Annotated in this window: 19 protein-coding genes and 1 pseudogene; 18 read left to right on the forward strand and 2 right to left on the reverse strand. The window is 29.2% G+C overall.

Annotation, left to right across the window (positions count from 1 at the left end; all coding sequences use genetic code 11):
• Nucleotides 1-77 precede the first annotated feature (77 nt).
• Complete coding sequence (locus IR152_RS03075) at nt 78-2,684, forward strand: cell wall-binding repeat-containing protein (RefSeq protein WP_227450345.1); 2,607 nt, start codon at nt 78-80, stop codon at nt 2,682-2,684.
• A 143-nt stretch (nt 2,685-2,827) separates the two neighbouring features.
• Here IR152_RS03075 and pflA read toward each other — a convergent pair whose 3' ends face one another.
• Nucleotides 2,828-3,562 (reverse strand): pyruvate formate-lyase-activating protein, encoded by a 735-nt coding sequence (gene pflA / locus IR152_RS03080; protein WP_227450346.1) that lies wholly within the window; start codon nt 3,560-3,562, stop codon nt 2,828-2,830.
• A gap of 159 nt (nt 3,563-3,721) precedes the next feature.
• Nucleotides 3,722-5,953, reverse strand: a complete 2,232-nt coding sequence (pflB, locus tag IR152_RS03085; RefSeq protein WP_227450347.1) for a formate C-acetyltransferase — start codon at nt 5,951-5,953, stop codon at nt 3,722-3,724.
• A gap of 358 nt (nt 5,954-6,311) precedes the next feature.
• Here pflB and IR152_RS03090 point away from each other — a divergent pair, with 358 nt between their 5' ends.
• The 17 genes and pseudogenes from IR152_RS03090 (at nt 6,312) to IR152_RS03165 (ending at nt 22,479) form a co-directional block, all read left to right on the forward strand.
• Nucleotides 6,312-7,307 (forward strand): calcium/sodium antiporter, encoded by a 996-nt coding sequence (locus IR152_RS03090; protein WP_227450348.1) that lies wholly within the window; start codon nt 6,312-6,314, stop codon nt 7,305-7,307.
• 90 nt (nt 7,308-7,397) lie between these two features.
• Nucleotides 7,398-9,011 carry a DEAD/DEAH box helicase gene (locus IR152_RS03095; RefSeq protein ID WP_227450349.1) on the forward strand — a complete coding sequence of 538 codons (1,614 nt, stop codon included), beginning with the start codon at nt 7,398-7,400 and terminating at the stop codon, nt 9,009-9,011.
• Between the two features lie 415 nt (nt 9,012-9,426).
• The gene (locus IR152_RS03100) at nt 9,427-11,412 is read left to right on the forward strand and encodes a BglG family transcription antiterminator (protein ID WP_227450350.1); all 1,986 of its coding nucleotides are present in this window, start codon (nt 9,427-9,429) and stop codon (nt 11,410-11,412) included.
• Nucleotides 11,413-11,416: 4 nt separating this feature from the next.
• Nucleotides 11,417-11,851, forward strand: coding sequence for a transcriptional regulator GutM (locus tag IR152_RS03105; RefSeq protein WP_227450351.1), 435 nt, complete (start codon nt 11,417-11,419; stop codon nt 11,849-11,851).
• A gap of 28 nt (nt 11,852-11,879) precedes the next feature.
• Complete coding sequence (locus tag IR152_RS03110; protein ID WP_227450352.1) at nt 11,880-12,440, forward strand: PTS glucitol/sorbitol transporter subunit IIC; 561 nt, start codon at nt 11,880-11,882, stop codon at nt 12,438-12,440.
• Between the two features lie 63 nt (nt 12,441-12,503).
• Nucleotides 12,504-13,004, forward strand: a pseudogene (locus IR152_RS20360) (PTS sorbitol transporter subunit IIB); the annotation flags it as partial.
• Nucleotides 13,005-13,043: 39 nt separating this feature from the next.
• On the forward strand, nt 13,044-13,463 hold the full coding sequence (locus IR152_RS20365) for a hypothetical protein (protein ID WP_330360532.1): 420 nt from the start codon (nt 13,044-13,046) through the stop codon (nt 13,461-13,463).
• Between the two features lie 40 nt (nt 13,464-13,503).
• Nucleotides 13,504-13,869: a PTS glucitol/sorbitol transporter subunit IIA gene (locus tag IR152_RS03120; RefSeq protein WP_227450353.1), complete on the forward strand. Its 366-nt coding sequence runs from the start codon at nt 13,504-13,506 to the stop codon at nt 13,867-13,869.
• A 99-nt stretch (nt 13,870-13,968) separates the two neighbouring features.
• Entirely contained in the window at nt 13,969-14,742 is a 774-nt protein-coding gene (srlD, locus tag IR152_RS03125; RefSeq protein ID WP_227450354.1) for a sorbitol-6-phosphate dehydrogenase, read from the forward strand.
• A gap of 408 nt (nt 14,743-15,150) precedes the next feature.
• Nucleotides 15,151-17,301, forward strand: a complete 2,151-nt coding sequence (locus IR152_RS03130) for a molybdopterin-dependent oxidoreductase (RefSeq protein ID WP_227450355.1) — start codon at nt 15,151-15,153, stop codon at nt 17,299-17,301.
• An 86-nt stretch (nt 17,302-17,387) separates the two neighbouring features.
• Nucleotides 17,388-17,723, forward strand: coding sequence for an anti-sigma F factor antagonist (gene spoIIAA / locus IR152_RS03135; protein ID WP_003418414.1), 336 nt, complete (start codon nt 17,388-17,390; stop codon nt 17,721-17,723).
• A gap of 13 nt (nt 17,724-17,736) precedes the next feature.
• Nucleotides 17,737-18,165, forward strand: a complete 429-nt coding sequence (spoIIAB, locus tag IR152_RS03140) for an anti-sigma F factor (protein WP_003418415.1) — start codon at nt 17,737-17,739, stop codon at nt 18,163-18,165.
• Between the two features lie 22 nt (nt 18,166-18,187).
• Nucleotides 18,188-18,952, forward strand: a complete 765-nt coding sequence (gene sigF, locus IR152_RS03145; protein WP_227450356.1) for an RNA polymerase sporulation sigma factor SigF — start codon at nt 18,188-18,190, stop codon at nt 18,950-18,952.
• Between the two features lie 338 nt (nt 18,953-19,290).
• Complete coding sequence (spoVAC, locus tag IR152_RS03150) at nt 19,291-19,728, forward strand: stage V sporulation protein AC (protein WP_003418420.1); 438 nt, start codon at nt 19,291-19,293, stop codon at nt 19,726-19,728.
• Between the two features lie 168 nt (nt 19,729-19,896).
• Nucleotides 19,897-20,910 (forward strand): stage V sporulation protein AD, encoded by a 1,014-nt coding sequence (gene spoVAD, locus IR152_RS03155; RefSeq protein ID WP_227450357.1) that lies wholly within the window; start codon nt 19,897-19,899, stop codon nt 20,908-20,910.
• A gap of 12 nt (nt 20,911-20,922) precedes the next feature.
• The gene (gene spoVAE, locus IR152_RS03160) at nt 20,923-21,285 is read left to right on the forward strand and encodes a stage V sporulation protein AE (protein WP_227450358.1); all 363 of its coding nucleotides are present in this window, start codon (nt 20,923-20,925) and stop codon (nt 21,283-21,285) included.
• Nucleotides 21,286-21,462: 177 nt separating this feature from the next.
• Complete coding sequence (locus IR152_RS03165) at nt 21,463-22,479, forward strand: LacI family DNA-binding transcriptional regulator (protein WP_227450359.1); 1,017 nt, start codon at nt 21,463-21,465, stop codon at nt 22,477-22,479.
• Nucleotides 22,480-22,743: the final 264 nt, after the last annotated feature.

A 22,743-nucleotide genomic window follows, 5' to 3' on the forward strand; every position in this document is an offset into this window, starting at 1 on the left:
CTTTATTCTAATAAATCTTTATTATTTATTAAAAAATGTTTAATCTTTATAAGAATGAAAATGAATAGGAGGTACTAATGAATCAGAATTTAAAAAAATTAACAACATGTATACTTGCGCTTGCTATAATTTCTTTAAACTATTCAAGCGTTTTTGCTGAGAATGATTTAAGTAAAATGCTTAATAAGTCAATTCATGGTAAAACTTTGAGACGAGATAATTATGTTACAATAACTTATGACGAAAATGGAGCTACTGGTGGAACAATAAACAAAGCAGATTATTCTTCTGGAACTCTTGCACCTGGTGCAGTAATAAGTGGTCCACAAGTATATGATATTGATGATGTTGATAACGCTATGTTAGCAGTAAGTAAAAATCTTATAAGACAAAATTATCATACTGGAGGGTGGAGTCTTTCAAGGGATCATCTATCTAGTTCCACTAGCCCATATGCAGATGGGTCGATTATATTTTCAACTAATCTTAGAGGTAATGTAACTTTGTATGCTGCTTGGTTCCCAAATTTTATACAAGTGAACTACTATGGAAATGGGAATGATTCAGGTAGTGCACCATTAGATTCAAAAAAGTATGGTAATAATGAGAAGTTAACAATTAAGGGGAATGAAGGTAATCTTAAAAAAACAAATTATAAACTTGTAAGATGGAATACAAAAGCTGATGGTACAGGAAAATCATATGAATTAAATTCAGCTTTTGATGTTAATTTATCACAATTTAGTGATCTTAACATAAATCTTTATGCACAATGGGAGTATGATTTACACTTGGATGGGAATGGAGGAGCAGGTACAAATCCAGATTTACCAAAGCCGGGAGAAGACAATAAATTCCCAGGTCAAGGTGGACTTGTTAATGGCGATAAAGAATTTATAGGGTGGAATACAAAAGAAGATGGAAGTGGAACATCTTTCAAAGAAGGTGATGTTATTCCTTCAAGTATAGCAGGAAATACAATATATGCGCAATGGGGATATAAATTAGACTATAACTTAAATGGAGGAACAGGAACTATACCAGAAGAAAAACATAAAGAAGGTACTGAAGTAACTGTTACAAGTCAGAAACCATCTAAATCTGGGGCAATATTTAAGGGATGGAATACAAAAAATGATGGTAAAGGTACTTCATACAAAGATGGGGATAAATTTAACCTTACAAAAAACACAACTTTATATGCCCAATGGAAAGAAGAATGTAGAGTAACATATGATGAAAATGGAAGTACCGGAACAGCTCCAGTAGACAATAATATCTATGGAGAAGGCGATGAAGTTACTGTACTTGGAGATAATGGTTTAGTAGCACCTGCTGGTAAAAGTGGAAATTTCTACTGGAGCACAAAAGCAGATGGTACAGGTAGCAGATATAAAGATGGAGAGAAGTTTAATATAAAAGACAAAAATACGATTCTTTATGCATTTTGGACAGATAAATGCAGAGTTAAATACGATGCTAATGGTGGGCAAGGTGATGTACCAGAAGATGAACTACTTGATAAAAACACTAGTACAACTGTAAAAGGAAATACAGGAAATCTTAATAGAGATGGGTATAAATTTATAGGATGGAACACAAAACAAGATGGAAGTGGAACTTCATATAAAGGTGATGGAAGTGATACACTTAATGTTGATGATAATATAGTACTTTATGCTCAATGGGAGAAGATACCTGATAATCAAGGTGGTAATGATAATTCAGGTGGAAGTAACAATGGAAATAGTGGTGGTTCATCTATTGATACAACTACTCCATCAGTAGAAAATTTAACAGGTGATGACAGATACGAAACTGCTACAAGAATAAGTAAAAGAGGTTTTGAGTCGGCTGAAAATGTAATACTGGTAAATAGTACATCAATTCCAGATGCTCTATCAGCAACTCCATTTTCATATACTAAAAATGCGCCTATTTTATTAACTGAAAAAGATAAATTAAATGTAAAGACAGAAGAAGAGATAAAAAGATTAAAAGCAAAAAATATTTATATAATAGGTGGAGAAAATACATTAAGTTCTGATTTAGAAAAAGAATTAAAATTAAAAGGCTTTACTATTATAAGAATAGGTGGAGTAGATAGATATTTAACTTCTCTAAGAATTGCTAAAGAAATAGATAAAATAATAGATTTAGAAGAAGTATTTGTAGCTAATGGACAGACTGGATTAGCGGATGCTATAAGTGTTGGTGGTATTTCAGCACAAAATAAAACTCCAATAATTCTTACAAATGTAAAAAATGACATAACTCCTATTAAAAAATTTATAGATGATGAAGAAATATCAAAATCTTATATTATAGGAGGAGAAACTTCTTTACCAAAGTCTATAGAAAAACAATTTCCAAATCCAAAGAGAATAGGTGGAGAAGATAGAAATAAAACAAATTCAAAAGTAATAGAAGAGTTTTATAAGGATAAAGAATTAAGAAATCTTTATGTAACAAAAAATGGAATTTTAAGAGAAGATGATTTAATAGATGCTTTAACAGTAGGTGTTTTAGCAGGTAAAAATAAATCACCAGTAATGATTGTAGAAAAATCACTTGATGAGTCTCAAAAAAACTTAGTTAAGAGTAAGAAATTTGATAAGATAACTAAGGTAGGAGGCAATGGAAACGAAGATGTATTTGATGAGATAAAAAAATTAGTAAAATAGTATAATCTAAATAAGAATATTTTATTGATTAAACTACACCAATAATAATATTATAACCCTACTCTATTTTTATTATAAGTAGGGTTATAATATTATTACAAAGTACCCTATTTTGTTATGCTTTTTATAAATGTTAATATATGCTAACTATTGTATACTTTCACTCCAAATTTAGAGATTATTTCACTAGCTCTTTTGACATCTTCCTTAGTAGCATCAGGAACATTTTTTAGTTCATAATCAAGACCTAAATTTTCCCATTTGTGTATTCCCATAGAATGGTATGGTAGCAATTCAAATCTTTCCACATTTTTCAATGTAGCTACAAATTGACCTAGTTTTTCTAAATTATCTACATCATCAGTAATGCCAGGAACTAAAACATGTCTTATCCATACAGGAATATTTCTTGCTTCTAAGTGTCTAGCAAGTTTTAAAGCTTTATCCATGCCAACACCAGTCAAATCAATAGATTTTTCTTCAACCATATGTTTTAAATCAAGTAAAACCAAATCAGTATTATCTAAAATTGGGTCTATAGTTTCTATATCTACAAATCCAGATGTATCTAGGCAAGTGTGTATATCATTTTCTTTTGCTTTTTTAAATAATTCACTTAAAAATTCTGGCTGAAGAGTGGATTCACCGCCAGAGGCAGTTATACCTCCACCAGAAAACTTCATAAAAGAAGTATACTTAAGAGCATCCGTTATTATTTCGTCAACTGTATATTCTTTTCCTGATTTAATATCCCATGTATCCCTATTATGGCAGTATTTGCATCTAAGAGGACACCCCTGAAAAAATAATATATATCTTATTCCTGGCCCATCTACAGTACCAAACGTTTCTATAGAATGTATATTTCCCTTAACCATAGAGTTCACCTCACAATATATTTTAATAACCTTATCAATAGTTATAATATTTCTCTAAAAAAGGCTATCTTATACCAGAAATAATTCAAATATAAGATAGCCTTTTATTTTTATTTTCTACACAGCAGTAATCTTAGCTAAAGTATAAAAATTTAAAAACTAAGCCATTTTACCGTGGAATGTTCTGTTTATAACATCTAATTGTTGCTCTCTAGTTAATTTTATGAAGTTAACAGCATATCCAGATACTCTTATAGTTAATTGTGGATATTCTTCTGGATGTTCCATAGCATCTTCTAAAGTAGCTCTATCAAATACATTTACATTTAAGTGATGAGCATTTTGAGCGAAGTATCCATCCATCATTGCAGAAAGATTATTTATTCTTTCAGTCATGTCTTTTCCTAAAGCAGCAGGTACTATAGAGAAAGTATTAGATATACCATCTTGAGCATGCTCATATGGTAACTTAGCAACTGAAGATAATGAAGCTAAAGCACCGTTAGTGTCTCTACCATGCATTGGGTTAGCACCAGGAGCAAATGGAGCACCAGCTCTTCTACCATCTGGTGTATTACCAGTTTTCTTACCATAAACAACATTTGAAGTTATTGTAAGTATAGATTGAGTTGGATAAGAATTTCTATAAGTTTTATTCTTTCTTATTTTATTCATAAAGCTTTCAACTAAATCTACAGCTATACTATCAACTCTATCATCATTGTTTCCGTATTTTGGATAATCTCCTTCTATTTCAAAATCAACAGCTATTCCTTGTTCATTTCTAATAGTTTTAACCTTAGCATGTTTTATAGCAGATAATGAATCTGCACAAACTGATAATCCAGCCATACCACAAGCCATAGTTCTAAATATATCTCTATCATGTAATGCCATTTCTAATGCTTCATAAGAATATTTATCATGCATATAATGTATTACATTTAAAGTATTTACATATAATGTTGCTAACCAATCAGTGAATGGTTCAAACTTACTCATAACTTCATCATAATCTAAGTACTCAGAAGTTATAGGCTCAAATCTTGGTCCAACCTGAACACCAGATTTCTCATCTACACCACCATTTATAGCGTATAATAAAGTTTTAGCTAAGTTAACTCTAGCTCCGAAGAACTGCATTTGTTTACCAATTCTCATTGCAGATACACAACAAGCTATACCATAGTCATCTCCCCAGTATGGTCTCATTAAATCATCATTTTCATACTGTACTGAACTTGTATCTATAGATACTTTAGAACAGAAGTCTTTAAATCCTTGAGGTAATTTAGTTGACCATAGAACTGTTAAGTTTGGTTCTGGAGAAGGTCCTAATGTATACAGTGTGTTTAACATTCTAAATGAGTTTTTAGTAACTAATGTTCTACCATCTATTCCCATACCTCCTATACACTCAGTTACCCAAGTTGGGTCTCCAGAGAATAGGTTGTTGTAATCAGGAGTTCTTAGGAATTTAACCATTCTTAATTTCATAACAAAATGGTCCATATACTCTTGTAATTCTTCTTCTGTTACGATTCCAGCTTTTAAATCTCTTTCAAAGTATATATCTAAGAAAGTAGATGTTCTACCTAAAGACATAGCAGCACCATTTTGGTCTTTAACAGCACCTAAATAACCGAAGTATAACCATTGTACAGCTTCTTTTGAGTTAGTTGCTGGTTTTGATATATCAAATCCATAAGACTCAGCCATCTTTTTAAGTTCATTTAAAGCTGATATTTGCTCAGTTATTTCTTCTCTTAATCTGATAACCTCTTCATCCATGCAAGAAACTTCTAATGATTTCTTTTGCTCATTTTTATCTTCTATTAAGGCATCAACACCGTATAAGGCAACTCTTCTGTAGTCACCAATTATTCTACCTCTACCATAAGCATCTGGAAGACCTGTTATTATACCAGATTTTCTAGCAGCTCTCATTTCTGGAGTGTAAACATCAAAAACTCCTTGATTATGTGTTTTTCTGTATTTAGTGAATATATCTTTTATTTCTGGGTCTAATTCATATCCAAAAGCATCACATGAATTCTCAACCATTTTGATACCACCATATGGCATAACAGCTCTTTTTAAAGGGGCATCCGTTTGTAATCCAACTATTGTTTCTAATCCTTTATCTAAATATCCTGGAGCATAAGCAGCTATTCCAGAAATAGTTTTTGTATCAACATCTAAAGTACCACCATTTTCTCTTTCTTTTTTAAATAAGACCATTGCTTTGTCCCATAACTTTTTAGTGTTTTCAGTAGCACCAGCTAAGAAAGAGTCATTTCCTTCATATGGAGAATAGTTTAATTGTATGAACTCTCTAACGTTTATTTCTTTAGTCCATCTTCCTGTTTTAAATCCTTGCCATGCATTCATTGAGTATTTCCTCCTTAGATTTAAATGATAAATAATATTGTTAAAATTAATTTTTATATACTTAATTTATTTTATATATTTTTTTAAAAATATATTTTCTAATATAATAATAACATATTCTTCGTATCCTGTATACACAAAAAATAAAAAATTGTCGTTTTTAAGTATAAAACAAATTATATGTTAATAATGTGATGAAATTATACCCATATATAAATAAAATGAAACAAATAAATAACTAATTGAGGAGAGAGTATTTTTTATTTTGGGTTTGGACTAAATAAATTTTATTATAGAAAAAAGAAAAAGCATACATCTTCACAAATTGAATATTTATTTAATAGGGGGAGGTGATATATTGTTTATCACAGTGATATTATTTTTAGTAGGTTTCCTATTAATTACTAAAGGCGCAGATATCTTTATAAATTGTACTGTAGAGATAGGTAGAAAAACGAACATATCAGAAATTATACTTGGAGCAACTATTGTTAGTTTTGCGACCACATTACCTGAATTTACAGTGTCTCTACTTGCTTCTATTGATGGTCACACTACAATGAGTTTAGGAAATGCAGTTGGTTCTATAATATGTAATACAGGATTAGCATTAGGGTTGGTTGTTTTTATAAGTCCATTTAATGTAGATAAAAAAATGTTTTTTTCTAAGTCTTTACTATTAATAGTATCCGTTATAGTTTTAATTTTATTGGGTCTAGATGGAGTTATAACAAGAGGGGATTCGTTGTTACTTATAATAATATTAATCTTTTATATGGTTAATAATTATAGAAGTGTCGTTGGAAAATCAAATACTAAAAATAGAAATATTAAAAATAATACTATTAAAGACACATCTACTAAAAAGGGTAAGAATTATAGAGGTTTTTCTGTATTAGAAATTGTAAAAATACTATTACTTTTTGCTACAGGTTTGATAATGATGATAATAGGTTCACAAATCCTTATAGAAAGTGGAGTAAAAATAGCGAGTTTTTTAAATATACCTCAAGGTATAGTAAGTTTGACTATAATAGCACTTGGAACTTCTCTGCCAGAAATAGTTTCATCAATCACGGCTATAAGAAAAAATCATCATGAAATATCAGTAGGGAATATTTTGGGTGCAAACATATTGAATATAGTGTCAGTAATAGCTGTGTCAGCAATACCAAATAACATACCGATACTATCTCAAAATAGAAAATTGGATATACCATTTATGATATTATTACTATTAATAGTAATAATACCAACACTTAAATCGAATAGACTTAGTAGAATACAGGGTATATTGATGTTATTCACATATTTTCTGTACATATCAATTTTGTATTTCATGTATATTATTTAACTATACTGTTTAAAATATTAATTGCAGAATATCCTAAAAAAGTGTATAATGGATAGGTTAAGATTAATTGATAACGGAGAGGAATAATATATGAATATAACAAAGTTTGAAGATTTACCAATAAGTGAGGGAATAAAAAAAGCAATAGCTGAAATGGGGTTTGAAGAACCATCTCCTATACAAGCACAGTCTATACCTGCGATTTTGTCAGGTAAAGACGTTATAGGACAAGCTCAAACTGGTACGGGAAAAACAGCCGCTTTTAGTATACCTATACTAGAAACAATAGACCCAAATAATAGAAGTTTACAAGCTGTAGTACTTTGCCCAACAAGAGAGCTTGCAATACAAGTATCAACAGAAATAAGAAAATTAGCTAAATATTCGCACGGAATAAAGACATTACCTATATATGGTGGTCAGCCAATAGATAGACAAATAAAATCTCTAAAGAGTGGTGTGCAAGTTGTGATAGGTACACCAGGACGTACAATAGACCATATAAATCGTAAAACATTAAAAATGGATAATGTAAAAATGATTATATTAGATGAAGCAGATGAAATGCTAGATATGGGATTTAGAGAAGATATAGAAATGATTTTAAGTAAGATTCCAGAAGAAAGACAAACAACTTTCTTTTCAGCTACTATGCCAAGAGGTATTTTGGAATTAACTAAGAGATATCAAAAAGACCCAGAACATATAAAAGTTGTTAGAAAAGAACTTACAGTTTCAAATACAAAGCAATATTATATAGAAACTAGGTCATCAAATAAACTAGAAGTATTATGTAGATTAGTTGATGTATATGACCCTAAATTATCTGTTGTTTTCTGTAATACTAAGAGAAAAGCAGATGAATTGGTAGGAGATTTACAGGCAAGAGGATATTTTGCAGATGCATTACATGGTGATTTAAAGCAGACTCAAAGAGATATAGTAATGGATAAGTTTAGAAATGGTACAATAGATATACTTGTTGCTACTGATGTTGCAGCTAGAGGTATAGATGTTGATGATGTTGAATGTGTATTCAATTATGATTTACCACAAGATGAAGAGTATTATGTTCATAGAATTGGTAGAACTGGTCGTGCTGGTAGAGAAGGTATGTCGTTTACTTTTGTATTTGGAAAAGAAATGAGAAAGATGAAAGATATAGAAAGATATACTAAATCTAAATTAATAAAACATAACATACCAACAATAACTGATGTTGAAGAGAAAAAAGTAGGTACTTTCTTTGCACAAGTTAAACAAACTATAGAAGAAGGTCATTTAACTAAACAATTACAATGGTTAGAAAGTTTCTGTAATGATGAAGACTATGCAATGGTTGACATAGCTGCTGCACTTGTGAAGCTATCTCTAGGCGAAGAAATGAAGGAAGAAATCATAGAAGAAAAACCTAGAAGAGAGAGTGGAGATAGAAAAGGTGGTACTGGTGCTAAAGATGGTATGATTAGATTATTTATCAATATTGGTAGAAATCAAAGAGTACAAGCAAAAGATATAGTTGGTGCTATAGCTGGAGAAGTTGGAATACCAGGTAAAGTGGTAGGAACTATAGATATATATGATAAGTATACTTTTGTTGAAATACCTAAAAAAGATGCAAAAACAGTAATTGAAAAGATGAAAGATATTAAGATAAAAGGTAATAAGATTAATATAGAAAAAGCAAATAAAAAGAAAAAATAGTGTATAGCATACAAAAATATAATTAGAAAATAAATATATAAAACAATATAATATATTGAATATTTAAAAAGCCTGATGTGTTTTCAAAACAGATAGTAGATAATCTGTAAGAGTTAACAGCATAAGGCTTTTATTGTTTTATATAATATTATTGTGATTAGTATTTTAAAATTAATTTATAAATAGATTCAATATACAAAAAATAATATATTAAAAATATATAATTAAATAAAAGTTAATATATGATTTTCATTTGAGAATAGAATTTAATATACTAATTTATAATTTTTTATATTATTGTGAAAAAATGAATATTAGTTCCTCTTTTTCAAATCTAATTTGAAAAAGAGAATATTAATTATCTATATAGTTTAGATTATAATAAGAAATGTAAGATAACAAAGGGGAGAAAAAGATGTCAATGACTTATATGGACCCTAGGGTTTTTTTGATTTTAGAAATGGTGTTGAAAGAAGACACAAATACTCTAGAACAATTTTCAAGTGTTCTAGGTGTCAGTACTAGGACTATCAGAAACTATATAAACCAGATTAATCGAGAATTAAAAGATGATATTGCTAAAATAGTTAAAAATGAAAAAGGTGCATATAGTATAAGAATTGGGAATGAAAGTAAATTAATTGAGATTGTAAATTTTAATAGAGGAAAGCCATCAAATTTTATAAATTTAAATTCACCTGATGAAAGAATAAATTATGTTCTTGATATTTTAACTATGACTAACAATCCAATTACTATAGATGATTTGGCTGAAGAGATATGTATAGGAAGAACAACATTAATAAAGGATTTAAAAAAGGCAGACAGAATTTTAGCTGAATACGATTTAGAATTGAAAAGGAAACCAAATATAGGCATGATTTTAGTTGGTGAAGAAATGGATATAAGGTTGCTAGTCCTTGATAGGTTGTATGAAAATTATATTGATATATTGGAAAACGTTAATCACATAAGTTTAGTTAAAGATTATGATATTGAATGTCTTAGAAATGAATTAAAAAAGTTATTTAAAAAAGAAGAACTCTACATAACAGAACAAGTCTTAAAGGATGTTGAAAGATATATGATAATATCTGTTTTAAGAAATCTAAATGGATATAAGTTTGAAAAGATTGATAAGAGATTTGAAGTAATAAGATGTTCAGATGAATATATTTTGGGACTAAAACTCAAGTCTTTACTAGAAAAGATATTTAATATAATTTTAAATGAAAAAGAAACCATATTTTTGACAATGCCATTAATAGGTAGAAAAGCCCCTAGTACAAAATTAGCACTTAGCAGTATAAAGATAAATGATAGTGTAAAAGAAGTTGTAGATGAAGTAACTAGTTTTTTGTTGGAGACCTCTGGAATTGATTTTAAGGAAGATAAAAAGCTTATAGAGAATTTGGAGTATCACTTGTATTTCGCACTTAATAGAATGAGATTCAATATAAGAGTAAAAAATCCACTATTACAAGAAATAAAGAAAAGATATACATTTCCATATAGTGTCGCAAAGATAGCTGCAATGATAATTGAAGAAAAGTTTGACTTGAAAATATGTGACCATGAAATAGGATATATAGCATTACACTTTGGAAGTTATTTTGAAAAAAATTCAAGAAAAGTTCTAAATGTAAATAGAGTAGCTGTTGTTTGTGGAACAGGTCTTGGGACTGCACAACTCATTAGAATAAAGATAGGAAAAATACTTGGAGAAAGTGTAGAAGTAAATACTTTTTCTGATGTAGAAGCTAAAGCCAATTTAGATTTATTAAAGTACTATGATTTAGTATTTACAACAGTAGATTTTAAGACAGATTTAGATGTTCCAGTTTTTAGAGTAAATGCGTTATTTAACGAAGAAAGTATAAAGAAAGAGATAGAAAATGCAATACTTTTGAAAAATAGTATAAATTTTAAGTCTATAAAAAAGATTGAAAAAAATATCCCTTTTATAGGTAAATTGATTGAAGAGGATAAGTTCTTCATATTGAATAAGGATACATTTATGGAAAATTTAGAAGAGATGTTAGAAAAGCTAGTACATAAAGGAATTGTTGATATCGAGTTTAAAGAAAATGTATTAAAAAGGGAAAAGAAATCTTCAACAGCATTAGACAATTATATAGCATTACCTCACTCAGTTAGTACTAATGAAGAAAACCTTTATCTAGCGTTTGGGATATTAGAAAAACCAGTAGTTTGGGATACAAAGGAAGTTAGAATAATAATATTGATGATAATTCCAGATAAGAATGTGGGTAGTACAGACCTGATAATAAAAAGCTATGAAGAAGTACTTGAAGTAGGGAGAAATAAGAAAATGGTAGAAGAACTTGCTAGGGTAAAATCATTTGATGAATTTTATAAAATAATTACCAAGAGGAGGTAATAATATGGACCCAGTAATTTTTATTATAGTATCACTTATTATAGTTTATTTATTAAATATATTCCTTGGATACTTACAACTTAAAGATTTTAATAAGAATTATATTGAGCTAAAAAGAAAAGGAAGAGTGGCAATAGGTAGAAAAAAAGGAAGAATTTCATCTGGTGTAATTGTGTTGATACTTATAAATGATGATGGTGTGATTGTTGAGACTAGAAAAATGCAAGGTGTTACAGTATTGGCAAGAGTAGAGCCATTTGAAGGTTTGGTAGGAAAGAACTTAAGGTACATAGACAAATCAGATTTAGTTGTTTACAATAAACTGCTTAAAAAAGCAATACTAGATGCAGTCAAACAGTACATAACATTTGAGAAAAATAAATGTGAAGATACAAATAATCTTAGTACTGATGAAGAATTTAAGATGGAAGTAATTTAAAAAAATATATTTATAAGGAGGAGTTAATATGACGCAATTTTTTCAAGTATTAGCAAGTGGTGCAGATAGTTTTATGAATTTATTTAGGGCAGGTGGGCAACAATTTGTAGGTTTTGTAACAGATATAGTACCACTTTTAGTAGCACTACTTGTTACAATGAATGCAATTATCAACTTTATAGGTACAGATAGAGTCGAGAGGCTTGCAAAAAAATGTTCTGCAAATATATTTACTAGATATTTAATATTACCAGTTCTTGGTACATTTGTATTTGCAAATCCTATGACCCTATCACTTGGAAGATTCTTACCAGAAAAGTTTAAACCTAGCTATTTTGCAGCAGCAAGTTTTTCATGTCATACAATGAATGGATTGTTCCCGCACATCAATCCAGGTGAACTATTTATATATCTAGGAATTGCAAATGGTATAACAACTTTGGGATTCTCAACAGCAGATTTGGCAGTTAGGTATTTGTTAGTGGGTATAATTGCAAACTTTATTAAAGGTGTAGTTACTGACTATACAACAAAATTTGTAGAGAAGCAACAAGAGATAGCATTAAATTCAGATATAAAGATTGGATAATTACTTTAAGGTATAAGTAAATTATTCAAATAAAAAGATAGTGTATAGAGGAGGATAAATTATATGTCATTTAATAAAGTTAAAATAGTAAAGGGTTCTGGAGGATGGGGTGGACCATTGATAATAGAGCCAACAGAAAAGAAGAATAAAGTAGTGTATGTAACTGGAGGAGCAAAGCCAGAAACTGCAGTAAAGATAGCTGAACTTACAGGATGTGAATTAATAGATGGATTTTCACAAGGTGTTAAAGATGATGAAATCGCATGTGTAATAATAAATTGTGGTGGAACATTGAGATGTGGTATATATCCTCAAAAGAAAATACCGACTATAAATATAATGAAAACAGGAAAAAGTGGACCATTGGCAATGTTTATAAAAGAAGATATATATGTTTCAGGGGTAAAACCAACAAATATAGAGCAATTATAATTGTGGAAGTAGGAGGGAAGAAATATGGCTTATGATACTAAAAAGAAGATAAGTGAACAGAGTCAAGGAATTGTTGCAAAAATAGGTATAGCACTAGGTAATGTGACAAGTACTCTTTTTCAAGCTGGTAGGGATACTATAGATACATTAATACATACTATACTGCCTTTTATGGCTTTCGTTGCAGTCCTAATAGGTATAATAAATCAATCAGGTATAGGAAATTGGGTAGCCAATTTACTTACTCCATTAATCGGAAATGTTGGAGGTTTAGTTGTTTTATCAATAATATGTTCATTTCCATTGTTGTCTCCATTTCTTGGACCAGGAGCTGTTATAGCTCAGATAGTGGGTGTATTGGTTGGGACAGAAATAGGAAAAGGAAATATTCCACCAAGTTTAGCATTGCCAGCATTGTTTGCAATAAACTCACAAGCAGCATGTGACTTTATACCAGTAGGGCTTGGTCTTGCAGAAGCTGAACCTGATACAGTTCAAGTAGGAGTTCCATCAGTTTTATATTCTAGGTTTTTGACAGGTGCACCAACTGTTCTATTAGCATGGTTAGCAAGCTTTGGACTATATAAATAAAAGAATACTTTATAAATAATTAGAGAGAGGTTCAGTTGATATGGAATTAATATACAGTACTCAAATAAATAAAATAGGAGATAATGCAGATGAATTTTTACAACATAATATGTTTGTAACTTTCAAAGATAATGCTCCTCAGGAATTAGAAAATTACTGTTATATACATTCTGAAAATAATTTAATAAAAGAAATACTTACGAATGATGTGTTATCAATAAATAATGTTGATTACAAAATTACTTCTGTTGGTGAGTTAGTAAACCAAAATCTTTCAGAATTAGGTCATATAACATTTAAATTTACAGGTGAAAAAAATGGAGCAATTGGAGGGATCTTATATCTTGAAGAAAAGGAAATAGCACCTATTGGAGTAGGTACTATACTAAAAATAATTAGAAAATAAAATTTAAAATTAATATAATCATATTATAAGTAAATTATAGGTAAAAGTCAATTTAACTAATCAAGTTAACTTTTAATGTGATACAAAGGGGAAATGAAAATGAGAAAAGTGGCTTTAGTCGTTGGAGGAGGAAGAAGCTTAGGTGAATTTTTATCTAAACACTTAGCTAAAGTAGGTTATGACGTTGCTATTGCAGATTTAAATGAAGACAACGCAAAAAAAGTAGCTGAAGAAATAGAAGCAGAATTTGATTGTAAATCTATAGGGTATGGTTGTAATGCCATAGATGAAACACAGGTTATGAGTACTGTAAAAGCTATTGAAAATGATTATGATAGAATAGATTTATTAGTGTACAATGCAGGAGTGGCTGTAAGTAAAAAAATAACTGATTTTGGATACAAAGATTTTAAATTTATTGTAGACGTAAATTTAAATGGGTACTTTCTATTTGCAAGAGAAGTATCGAAAGTAATGATAGCAAAAGGTATTGAGGGTAGAATAATACAGATAAATTCAAAGTCAGGTAGAGTAGGAAGTAAGCATAATTCAGGATATTCAGCAGGTAAATTTGCTGGAGTAGGGCTTACTCAAAGTTTAGCCCTAGATTTGGCAGAACATAAGATAACTGTAAATGCACTGATGCTTGGTAATTTACTTGATTCTGATATGTTTGAAAGTTTAATTCCTCAATATGCAGTAAAATTGGGAATACCTGAATCAGAAGTTAAGCAAGTTTATATAGATAAAGTGCCTTTAAAGAGAGGCTGTAGATTTATAGATGTTGCAAATATGCTTACATTTTATGCTTCTAAGGAAGCTGAATACTGTACTGGTCAATCTATAAATATTACTGGTGGACAAGTTATGTAAAATTTTTATGGGGGGTGTCTCAAAATGAACTTTTTAGTTCATGAGGTACTCTTTTTTGTATAAAATTAAATATATTTTCATCATTTCAACAATGAAAAAAAGGCTTATCTCTATTTTGAGATAGCCTTATTTTTGTAATTAAGTAAAATGGGCAATTTGAGGGAAGTACATTACAAGTTATCGGTAGTGGAAGTAGGTAGACCTTAACGGATAATACCAGATAAAAGTTAAGACTTACGGTTCTTGTATATGTTATTTAGAAATAAGTATAAGACTTTCAAAATAATTGTTTTAAATAAGTACATTTGTTAATATTATAATGAGTGATGAAAAATGGAAATGACTCATGGTAGAGGATATGTATATTAATTTTTAATTAAGGTAAGAAAATGGAAAGAAGGATGTTTTATGGATATAATAAAAAAATTAAGTCATGGATGTACATTAGATTGCTATGATTGTTGTAAATTTAATGTTTATACTAAAGGAAATAATGTAATAAAAATTGAAGGGGATAAAAATCATCCTTACACGAAAGGTTTTATATGCAAAAAAGGGATGGCTCATTTAGATAGATTAAATCATAAAGATAGGATAAAGACTCCTATGCTTAAAGTTGATGGAGTGTGGAAAGAGATTTCTTTTGATAAGGCTATAGAAATAATGGCAGAAAAGCTTACATATTATAAAGATAAGTATACATCAAAATCTGTCATGCATTATGACCAATATGGAAGTGGGTCTGTATTAAAATACATAGGAGATATATTTTTTAATTTTTATGGAGGTGTTAGTAGGCATAAGGGAGGTCCATGTTGGAGTGCAGGGATGCATGCACAAAAGTATGATTTTGGAGTAGCTAAAGGTCATGCTATAGAAGATATGTTAAATAGTAAAAGTATATTTGTGTGGGGAAAAAATCCAGCATATACTACAATTCATACTATGCAAATAATTAAAAAAGCTAAAGAAAAAGGCATAAAGATAGTAGTGATTGACCCTATATATACAAAAACAGCTCAAATAGCAGATAAGTACATACAGGTGAATCCTAGAACAGATGGAGCTTTAGCTATGGCTATGGCAAAAATTATAGTAGAAGATAAATTATATGATGAAGAATATATAAATTCATATGTTGTTGGTTTTGAAGAGTATAAAAAATATTTATGTTCGTTGGAATTAAGTTTTTTAAGTGATGAATGTGGTGTTAAAGAGAATGATATAAGAGAACTAGTTGCTTTATATACTAACAAATATTCAAGTATAAACATTGGATATGGGGTTCAAAAATATAAAAATGGTGGAAATACAATAAGAGCTATAGATGCTTTAGGAGCTATAACTGGTCAAATAGGATTTAGTGGTGGAGGGGTAAACTATGCTAATAAAGTTTATCCAAGTATTATAAATTCTGACCCTTACAATAGCCAATCATATGGTGAAGATAGGGAGTTTTATGTAAGTAATATCAGTAAATTTATAGAAGAATCTTTAGAGCATACATCAAACAAAATAAATTATGTATCAAATGAACTTGATATAACATTAAATAAAATAAATCATGTATCAGATGAATTTGATATAATGTCAAATGAAACAGACTATATATCAAGTGAATTACATAGTTTATCTAGTAAATCAATCAAAGGTAATATTCCTATAAAGATGGCTGTGATAACTAAAAGTAATATGATGAATCAATTGCCAGATTTAGTAGAACTTGAGAGGGTATTTTCAAAGATTGAATTTAAAGTATGTTTTGATATGTTTATGACTGATACAGCTACTCTATGTGACATGTTTATACCTTGTACAAATACATTAGAGAGTGAAGATATAATTTATAGTTCAATGACTAATCCATATATAACCTATAATGAAAGAGCAGTAAAGCCAGCACATAAATTGATGGATGAATATTATTTTTTTATGGAGCTAGCTAAAAAGATGGAACTAAATACTTATCCCTTTGTAGAAAAGAGGGAGTATTTAGAGAAAGTGATTGAACCACTTAAACATTTTGATAAAAATATAGATATAGAAAAACTTAAAAATAATTATTTTACTATACATAATCCTGTTGCTTGGGAAGATAAGAAGTTTGAAACTCCCTCTGGAAAATACGAGCTTTATTCAGAAAGTATAAAAAGTTTGGGAATAAGCCCAATACCAGTGTATATAAGTAATAAACATAAAGAAATAGAAGATAAAAATGAAAATATTTCTTTTAGATTATTAACTAATCATCATGCAGATACTTTATTTAGCCAGCATTTTATGGATAAAAAATCTATAGCCCAAGCATATGTAAATCAAAGCATGGCTAAAAAAGTAGGTATTAAGGATAAAGATATTGTGACATTAAGGTCAAAAAAAGCAAAAATAAATGTACAAATAAATATAGATGATGGAGTAGGTAATTATATAGTAAAAATGTATGTTGGTTGGTGGAAGAAACATGGGAATCCAAATACTTTGACAGACTCTGGTATATCAGATTTTGGTGGTCAGGTAACATATAATGAAAGCATGGTAGAAATAATACGACAAAACTAGTTAAATTTCATTGAAGGAATAGAAATATAATTATAGAATTGATTAAAAGTTACTATTTTTACAAAACTATTGAAGGAGGGATTTTGATGGTAAATTATTCCTTAGAACATAAGAATCTATACATAGAATTTATGTGCTCAGAACTAGACCACCATGTAGCCAATGAAATAAGGGAAGAAATAGATAACTTATTAAGTGTAAATCAAGTGAAAAATGTTGTATTTAATTTTGAAAATATTAATTTTATGGATTCTTCAGGTATAGGTGTCATCATAGGTAGATATAAAAAGATTTCTAATGAAGGGGGACGAGTTTCAGTAATTAATATAAGTTCACGAGTTAAGAAGATTTTTGATTTATCTGGGTTAAATAAAATTATTGGCATTTATGATACGTATGAAGAAGCTCTAAGTTCTTTGTAGGGAGGAGTATGTGATGAATAATATTATGGAAGTTAAATTTTCGGCAATATCTGAAAATGAAAGTTTAGCAAGAGTTATAGTAGCATCCTTTGCAGCTAAGTTAGACCCAACAGTAGATGAATTAGTGGATATAAAAACTGCTGTCTCTGAGGCTGTTACGAATGCTATAATACATGGATATGAAGAAGACAGTTCTAAGTTTGTATTCTTAAGATGTGAGATAGAAGGAAATACTATAAAGATTATAGTTGAAGATGAAGGGTATGGAATAGAAAATGTGGAGAAGGCAATGGAACCACTTTATACATCAAAACCAGAACTTGATAGATCAGGAATGGGATTCACAGTAATGAAAAGCTTTATGGACGATGTAGAGGTAAGTTCTGTAAAAGATAATGGGACTAGAATTGAAATGACTAAAAAAATAAATGTGCCTAAATAAAGTCCAAAAGTGAGGTTTTATTATGGAAGTAACTGTTGCCAGAGAAGAAAAAAAACCTCTTCTTAGTCATGAAGAGACTCTAGAACTTATTGAAAAAGTTCAAAATGGAGATGAAGAGGCAAAAGAAATATTAATATCAAGCAATTTAGGTCTAGTTAGGAGCGTTGTATCTAGATTTTTAAATATAGGATATGATAGAGAAGATTTATTTCAGTTAGGTTCTATAGGCTTAATAAAATCAATATATAAATTTGACCCAAAATTTAATGTAAAATTCTCTACTTATGCAGTACCAATGATTTTAGGTGAGATAAAGAGATACTTAAGAGATGATGGTATGATAAAAGTATCAAGGTCGTTAAAGCAAATAGCTGTAAAGGCAAAGATGGAAAGTGAAGCTTTAACTAAAAAATTAGGTAGAGAACCGAGTATAGAAGAATTAGCTAAATCAATAGATGTAGAAAAAGAAGATTTAGTAATGGCTATGGAAGCTAATTTTAACGTTGAGTATTTGCAAGGAGTTATTCATGAAGAAGAAGGTTCTCCAATATGTCTTATTGATAAAATAAGCATGAAAGGAGAAAGTGAAGAAGAGAAAGTAGTGGATAATATATTGTTAAAAGACATGCTTGGAAGGTTGGATAAGAGAGAACGTCAAATAATAGTTCTCAGATATTTTGAAGATATGACTCAAAGTGAAATAGGAGAAATGCTTAATATATCACAGGTTCAAGTATCTAGGATAGAGAAAAAAGTATTGTCTAAGTTAAAAGAATATATATCATGAGAATACTTATGATATCTAGAATAAAAAAGTATAACAATATAATAAAGGTATTACAACATAGTGCGGAAAGCCCACTCCTTTAGGTGTGGGATGGATATCGCTAAAATAAGACGTAATAATTTTTTATGTTAAGTTTTTAAATTATTATTAAAAGATATTAAAACAATAAAAAGTATTAAAAAAATAAAAAATATTAAAATAAGGTGTCTTTATGGGAAAATAGATTTTTTCTTTATTGGGCATCTTTTTTATTTTTTGACAAAACTTTAGATAGTCAAAATAAATAATAGGTTTATTTTTTTAAAATTGACAAATAATATTTTAGAGAGGTGTTTAGTATGGATAAAAATTATAAAAAATATGTAGACCAAATAAGCCCAAAACCTACATATTTAAAAAACTATACGCTTGCATTTATTGTAGGTGGAATTATTTGTATGATAGGGCAAGCAATAAATGATTTGTACATGAAAGTTGGAGGTCTTGATAAATTAGGAGCTAGTTCTGCAACATCAATAACGCTAATATTTATAGGGGCATTTTTAACTGGATTAGGAGTCTATGACCTAATAGGAAAAAGGGCTGGAGCTGGTTCTATAATTCCAATAACAGGTTTTGCTAACTCAATAGTATCTCCAGCAATGGAGTATAAAAGAGAAGGTTATGTATTAGGTGTAGGTGCAAACCTATTTAAAATTGCAGGACCAGTTTTAGTTTATGGTATAGGTTCATCTATTTTATGTGGAATTATTTATTATATTTTTAAGATGTTTTAGAGGATTTTTATTTAATTTAAATTTTATTAATTATAAAGAAGGTATGAAATCTGAAAAATAGTTATGGAAGTAGTTAGTTAGGAAATAATCATGCAGATTTTAATTAATATTTTTAATTAATATTAAAAAATTAAATATTAAAATGCAAAATTAAAAAGGTGTGAAAATATGAAAAATAAAAGAATTGGAAAAAGAACAGTCAAGTTAGAAAATAAACCAACAATAATATCAACTGGAACTATAGTGGGTCCTAAGGAAGGTGAAGGACCACTAAAGGACTATTTTGATATGATTATGACCGACGATTTATATGGTGAAAAAACTTGGGAATTAGCTGAAAGTAAAATGGTAGAGACTGCATCTCAGAAAGCTATACAAAAGGCAGGGAAAAAACTGACAGATGTAAATTATATGCTAGGTGGAGATTTAATAAATCAAATAGTGCCAGCATCATTTGCAGCAAGAGAATTGGCAATTCCATTTTTAGGTATATATGGAGCTTGTTCTACAATGGCAGAAGGTCTTTGTATAGGTTCTATGCTTATAGATGGTGGCTTTGCGGATTTAGTACTGTCAGGTACATCAAGCCACTATTGTACAGCAGAAAGACAGTTTAGATTTCCACTAGAACTTGGAAATCAAAAACCAATGACAGCTCAGTGGACAGTTACAGGAGCAGGAAGTGTATTACTAGCTTCTAATGGAGAAGGTCCAAAGGTAAAGTATGTTACAGTTGGTAAAGTAATAGATGAGGGTATTGATGATGGTAATAATATGGGACCAGCTATGGCTCCAGCGGCAATAGATACCATATATTCTTATTTTGAAGATACTAATGATGACCCAAATAGCTTTGATATAATTGCTACTGGAGATTTAGGTACTCTTGGAAAACAGATAACAGAAGACTTTTTAAAAGAAAAGGGTGTAGATATATCAAAAGTTTACACTGACTGTGGTATAGAGATGTTTAATCTTAAAGAACAAGATGTCCATTGTGGTGGAAGTGGATGTGGATGTTCAGCTACAGTGTTTGCAGGATATATATATGATAAGTTGAGAAAAAAAGAATTTAACAAAGTAATGCTAGTATCAACAGGAGCATTACTGTCACCAACAAGTACACTACAAAAGCAGACAATACCATGTGTTGCACATGCAGTAGTAATAGTAAATGAGTAGGAAGTGATATATATGTTAATGGACTATGTAAGAGTATTTATTGTAGGTGGAATTATATGTTTAATAGCACAAGTAATGATGGACTATTTTAAAATGCAAACTCCATATGTTATGGTAACATATGTAACAACTGGTGTAGTTTTAACTTTTCTAGGACTTTATGAACCATTAGTTAAGTTTGCATCAGCAGGTGCAACGGTTCCTATAATAGGATTTGGATATTCACTTGCTAAAGGAGTAATGAAGTCAATTCAAAGTGATGGTTTTTTAGGTATTTTTCTAGGTGGTACAACTGCTACAGCTGGTGGAATAGCAGCAGCAGTATTCTTTGGATATCTTATGTCAGTAGTATTTACTCCAAAAGCAAAACCATAAACTTAATAGAATAATAAATTTTTCAAATAATAACTTTTTATAAAATAGGTAGATATCTTTTAGATTCTACCTATTTTTTATATAAAGAAACGTTTACATAATTGAAGTTGACAATTATTTACAACATAGTGTAGTATTATATTATCAAAATAAAATGAAGTGAAGTAGGGGATAAAGATGGTAACTATTAAAGATATTGCAAGGAATCTAGGTATTAGTTATTCAACCGTTTCTAGGTGCTTAAATAATAATCCTAATGTATCTGAAAAAACAAAAAAGAAGGTAGTAGAAGAGGCAAATAGACTAGGGTTCCATTTTAATGTAAATGCAAGAAATCTGGCAAAAAAAGAAACCAACAGGATAGGGGTAATCTTTTCAAATAATTTTAATCATCAAGATACTAGAAAGTTTTTTAGTGATATAATGGACAGTTCTATAAACTCTATTGAGACTAATAAATACGATTTTATAATACAACCTAATAATAACATTAGCGGTGATAGTAATGTATATAAAATGGTAAATGGACAAATGGTTGACGGATTAGTAATTGTGTCCAAATCAATAAAAAAAGAAGAATATGACTTTTTAAAAGACAATAATTTTCCACATGTATTTATATATTTTAAACCATCTTTTGTAGGAGAAATAGACAATTTCTTTTGGGATGATAATGTATATGGAGGCTATATAGCTACTAAACATTTAATTGACCATGGTCATAAAGATATAATAACAGTAACTTCAGATGATAAGAGTTCAAAAATGCATGAAGATAGAACCAAGGGATATTTGAATGCTATGAAAGAGGCAAATTTAAAGACTGAAGTTATTGAATCTAAAATGGATTTTGAATCTCAAGTTGAATTTCTAGAAAAATATATTGATAAAATAAAAAAAGCTTCAGCTATATTTGTACAACAAGATGTACCAGCAATTTCTATAATACAAGAATTAAAAACTACTTATGGTATAAATGTACCAGAAGATATTTCTATAATAGGATACAATAATATTGAATTAATATCATATTTTAGGTCACATTTATCAACAATAGATGACCCAAGAGAGCAAGTTATAAAAAATGGGGTAGATAGTTTAGTAAATATAATAAATAAAAAGAGCACAGAGCATATTCCAAGAAAACTATATCCGAGATTAATAATACGAAATAGTGTTAAAAGAATAAAATAGTAAGTTTTTAAGTATTAAAACTGTATTAAAAATATTGTAGTTTATATAAAGTGTTCTAAAAAATAATATAAATAGAAATTAAAAGGAGTAAATGTATATAAGTACATTATACTCCTTTATTTATTGAGAGAATCTTTATAATATGAATGAATAATTTTATTCAATTATTTAAAAATTTATTATCTTATAATATAAATCACTAAATTATTTGCATTTCATATCACCAATCTATAATATTTTTTTTTGATTCATAACTAAAAGTAT

Origin of the sequence: Clostridioides sp. ES-S-0108-01 (assembly GCF_020662285.1) — a bacterium.
In the GTDB taxonomy this organism is placed as follows: Bacteria; Bacillota; Clostridia; order Peptostreptococcales; family Peptostreptococcaceae; genus Clostridioides.